General features: G+C 70.3%; 4 protein-coding genes. 1 reads left to right on the top strand and 3 read right to left on the bottom strand.

Annotated features, from left to right (window positions below):
* From FNH05_RS33955 to FNH05_RS33945, 3 genes are all read right to left on the bottom strand, one after another.
* Window positions 1-596, bottom strand: a 596-nt coding sequence (locus FNH05_RS33955) for a malonic semialdehyde reductase (protein WP_144592947.1), incomplete at its 3' end; no start/stop codon positions are given.
* 90 nt (window positions 597-686) lie between these two features.
* The gene (locus FNH05_RS33950) at window positions 687-1,496 is read right to left on the bottom strand and encodes a glycoside hydrolase family 16 protein (RefSeq protein WP_144592946.1); all 810 of its coding nucleotides are present in this window, start codon (window positions 1,494-1,496) and stop codon (window positions 687-689) included.
* Window positions 1,497-1,559: 63 nt separating this feature from the next.
* Complete coding sequence (locus FNH05_RS33945; protein ID WP_246128108.1) at window positions 1,560-2,438, bottom strand: glycosyltransferase family 2 protein; 879 nt, start codon at window positions 2,436-2,438, stop codon at window positions 1,560-1,562.
* Window positions 2,439-2,524: 86 nt separating this feature from the next.
* Between FNH05_RS33945 and FNH05_RS33940 the strand changes: the two genes are divergently transcribed.
* The gene (locus FNH05_RS33940; RefSeq protein ID WP_186382875.1) at window positions 2,525-3,769 is read left to right on the top strand and encodes a hypothetical protein; all 1,245 of its coding nucleotides are present in this window, start codon (window positions 2,525-2,527) and stop codon (window positions 3,767-3,769) included.
* Window positions 3,770-3,930: the final 161 nt, after the last annotated feature.

The raw sequence follows: 3,930 nt of genomic DNA, 5'->3' as shown, positions 1-3,930 counted from the left end.
TCGTGGTAGTCGAGCCGCGGAAGCCGGTCGAACCAGGGGTTCTCACCGGGCTTGCCGACGTTGATCACGACCAGCGACTTCCACTTGTTTTCGGAGAAGAACTCCTTGTCGATCCCGGCGTTGTCGAAGCCGGTCATCGGGCCCGCGGCCAGCCCGGCGGCGCGGACGCCGATGATGAAGTAGCCGACCTGCAGCAGCGAGTTCAGCCGCGCGAAGCCTTCCCGGCCCTGCTCGTCGGAGAACATCTCCTTCGCGTCGGGCTTGTGCGGGAAGGTCTTCGGCAGGTTCTCGTGGAAGTCGGTGTCGGCGGCGAGCACCACGGTGACCGGCGCGGAGGCGGTCTTGGCGCGGTTGCCCTCGGCCATGTGCGGCAGGAGCCGTTCCTTGCCTTCCGGGGTGCGGATCACCAGCGCGCGCAGCGGCTGGGTGTTCATCGAGGTCGGCGCCCACTTGATCAGGTCGTAGATCGCCTGGAGCTGCTCGTCGCTCACCGGCTCGTCACTGAAGCTGTTGGCGGTGCGAGCCTCCCGGAACAGCAGGTCCTGGATCTCGCGGGGCACCTCGAGCGCGTCGGCGAGGCTGGCCGTGGAAGTCATCGACAATCCCTTTCCGTGAAGAACGCCTTCATCCTCCTCCAACATGGTTGAGCGCTTGATAATTTCGCTCTCAACTGTGGCTTGGCTCACTCAGCGATACATCCGCATCCAGTCGATCTCCACCGAGCTCTTCAGCGGCAGTCCCGGCCCCTTGGGCGTGTAGTTCTGCTGCAGCGTCACGTGCATCGGCGTGCGCGGGATGAACTTGGGGTCGTCGTAGACCCCCCACACCACCCCGTCCAGGTAGAGGGTGATCCGGTCCGGTTCCCACTCCACCGCGAAGTTGTGCCACTGGGTCAGGTCCACCGGCTTGCTCTTGAAGTAGCCGCCCTCGGTGTTGCCGGGCCCGTGCAGCCAGCTCTCGATGTACTGGCGCGCGGGGTCGTACTCCTCGGCGAAGTCGATCTCCCCCGCGTGCGGGTAGTTCCCGGCGTCGCCCCACAGCAGGAAGATCGGCGCGTAGCCGGGGTCGGCCGGGGCGGGCATCCGGGCCCGGACCTCCCAGCGCCCGTAGGTCCGGTCCTGCTTCCAGGCGATCCCGCAGGTGGTGCCCGCCCGGTCGGACAGACCGGTGATGGTCAGGAGGCCGTCCTTGACGGCGCACTGCTTCGGGCTCCAGGTCTCGTTGCGGGAGTTCGTCCCGTCGTAGACCTCCCACCGCGTCGTGTCGACCTTGGTGCCGTCGAACTCGTCCCCGCCCACGCGCTGCCAGCCGTACTCGACCGCGGCCTCGGTCGCCTGGGGCATCGGCGGCACCACGGCGGCGGACTCCGGCGCGCTCGTGGCGGGCCCGGCCTGCGAGCCGGAGTTTTCGAACCGTCTGGAAGTGATCTTCACCGCGGCGACGGCGACCGCGGCCAGCACGAGACACAGGCTGAGGAGAACCACCCGGCGCTTCACGGCGGACAAACTACCGCCCTCGGAAGGATGAATATCAGGAAACCGCGCAACTACTGTGCGTGATCAGCGTGAGGAGTTGTTTCGCCTGCTCCGGAGCCCCTTGAGATCGCTCTGCCTGCCCTGGCCGCGGGCGAGGAGGAACAGCGCCTGCCTGCGCAGCCGGGCCGCCGGGGCCGTGGCCGCCCCCATCAGGCGATCCACCCGCGAAACGTCCCATTCCACGCCGTTCGCGATCTCCGCGCTGAGCGAGCGCTGCTCGGCGTACAGCGACTCGTCGCCCAGCGCGGACAGCGAGCCCCGGGTCACCCGGAAGGCGGCCAGCGACTCGCGGAGGCCGTGGAAGTCCCCGTGCTCGAGCAGCCTGATCCACAGCGCGAGGTCCATCGGGAAGAACCAGCGGGCGTCGAACCCGCCCACCGCGTCGAACTGCGCGCGCCGGAACAGCGTCACCGCGGGCTCCCCGATCGGGTTCCCGCCGTGACGCACGATCCTGCGGATCACCGCCTGGCTTTCGTGCGGGCCGAGCAGGCCCCGCAGGCCGCGGTTGCGGCTGATCAGCCGCGACTCCTCGTTGATCAGGTCCCGCCTGCTGGCCACCAGCGCGACCCCCGGATCGCCCGCCAGCACCGGGTACTGGCGCTCCAGGCAGCGGGGGTGCAGCACGTCGTCCGCGCACAGCAGCTTCACCAGCGGCGCGGTGGACACCTCGACGGCGCGGTTCCAGTTCTCGGCGAGCGGGAGCACGCGGCTGTTGCGGACCACGCGCAGCCGGGGGTCGTCGAACCCGCGCAGGATCTCGGCGGTCCCGTCCGTGGAAGCGTTGTCGAGCACCACGAGTTCGAAGTTGCGGAAGGTCTGCGCGAGCACACTGCGCAGCGTCTCGGCCAGGTATCGTTCCGCCTGGTATGCGGGAACACAGACCGAGATTTCGGGCCCTTTCACCACGCTTCCCCTCTCTGGCCGGGCCTGCCGGGAGGCGTGACCGCCGGAGGCCGGCCGGTGTCGCCCGGAGCCTCGCGATCGTAACGGTGCTGGTGCTGACACTCGCCCAGTGCACCGCAAAGGCGCCATCCGGTCTCGACCCGGGCGAAAGCGGCATGGTCCTCGGCGTGACGCACGCCCAGTTCAGCCTCGACCCGCAACTCTCCCCCGCACAGCGCGCCGAGGGCGAACGCCTGCTCGGCGCGACGCCGCTGCTGCAGAACCAGCACCTGATGGGCTGGGGGGCGACCAATCCCGAGCCCTCCCCCGGCACCTACGACTGGTCCGATGTGGACACCAGGATGCGGCTCGTCGAGCGCACCGGCGGCACCCCGGTCCTCACCCTGTGCTGCGCCCCGGACTGGATGAAGGGCGGCGCGCCGGGCACCACCGACTGGGACCGCCTCACCGTCGCGCCCCGGCCGGAGCACTACCGGGATTTCGCCCACCTGGCCGCCGAGGCGGCCCGGCGTTATCCGCAGGTGCACTACTTCCAGGTCTGGAACGAACTGAAGGGCTTCTGGGACGAGCGGGCGAACACGTGGGACGCCGCCGGGTTCACCGACTTCTACAACGCGGTCTACGACGCGGTGAAGCGGGTGCGCCCTGACGCGAAGATCGGCGGGCCCTACGTCGTGTTCACCCTCTACGCCTCGACGAACCCGCCGTCTCCCCTGTCCGGCGCGTACGGCTCGGTGGACCCCCGGGTACTGGCACTGGTCCGGTACTGGAACGAGCACAAGCACGGGGCCGACTTCGTCGCCGCCGACGCCTCGACCGCCACCCGGGACGAGGGCCTGATCACCAGCCCGGCGGCGGCCGGCGCGGTCTTCTCCGACGTGACGCGCTGGCTCCACGGGCTCACCGGGCTGCCGGTGTGGTGGTCGGAGTTCTACCCCCTGGCGCCCCCCGGCCCGGGCGACCCCGCGGGCACCGACCGGGTCCGGGCGGTGCTGTGCCTGGACGCGGTGGCCAGGGCCGCCGAAGCGGGAGCCGCGGCGATGCTGCTGTGGCAGCCCCAGGACGACGGCGAACTGCCCTTCGCCGCGCTGTGGACCCGGCCCCGTGACGGCACCCCGGTCGGGCCCACCGGCCTGACCGAGGCCTGGACCTGGCTGGCGCCGCGGCTGCGCGACCGCTCGGTCCGCGTGGTGCGCGACGTGGCGGGCGGCCTGGTCCGCTTCGAGGGCCGGGACCGCACGCTGACGCTGAACGTGTCCGGGTCTTCGGCGCTCCGGATCACCGGCGGGTCGGCGCGCACGCTGCCGCCGTACTCGCTCACGTTCGGCTGACACCGGCACTCACACCGTCAGCCCGACGACGATCCGCCATACCGCGCCGACCGCGGCCCTGCAGAAGGTGGAAGACGGAGACGGGGGAAATACGGGATGACGTGCCGTGAACTCTGGTGATGTGCTCACCGTGGTCACCGCGGTCCTCGGGGTGGCGCTGC

It is taken from the genome of Amycolatopsis rhizosphaerae (assembly GCF_007713715.1).
GTDB classification, from domain to species: domain Bacteria; phylum Actinomycetota; class Actinomycetes; order Mycobacteriales; family Pseudonocardiaceae; genus Amycolatopsis_E; species Amycolatopsis_E rhizosphaerae.
This window is presented reverse-complemented; position numbering and strand designations above follow the sequence as displayed.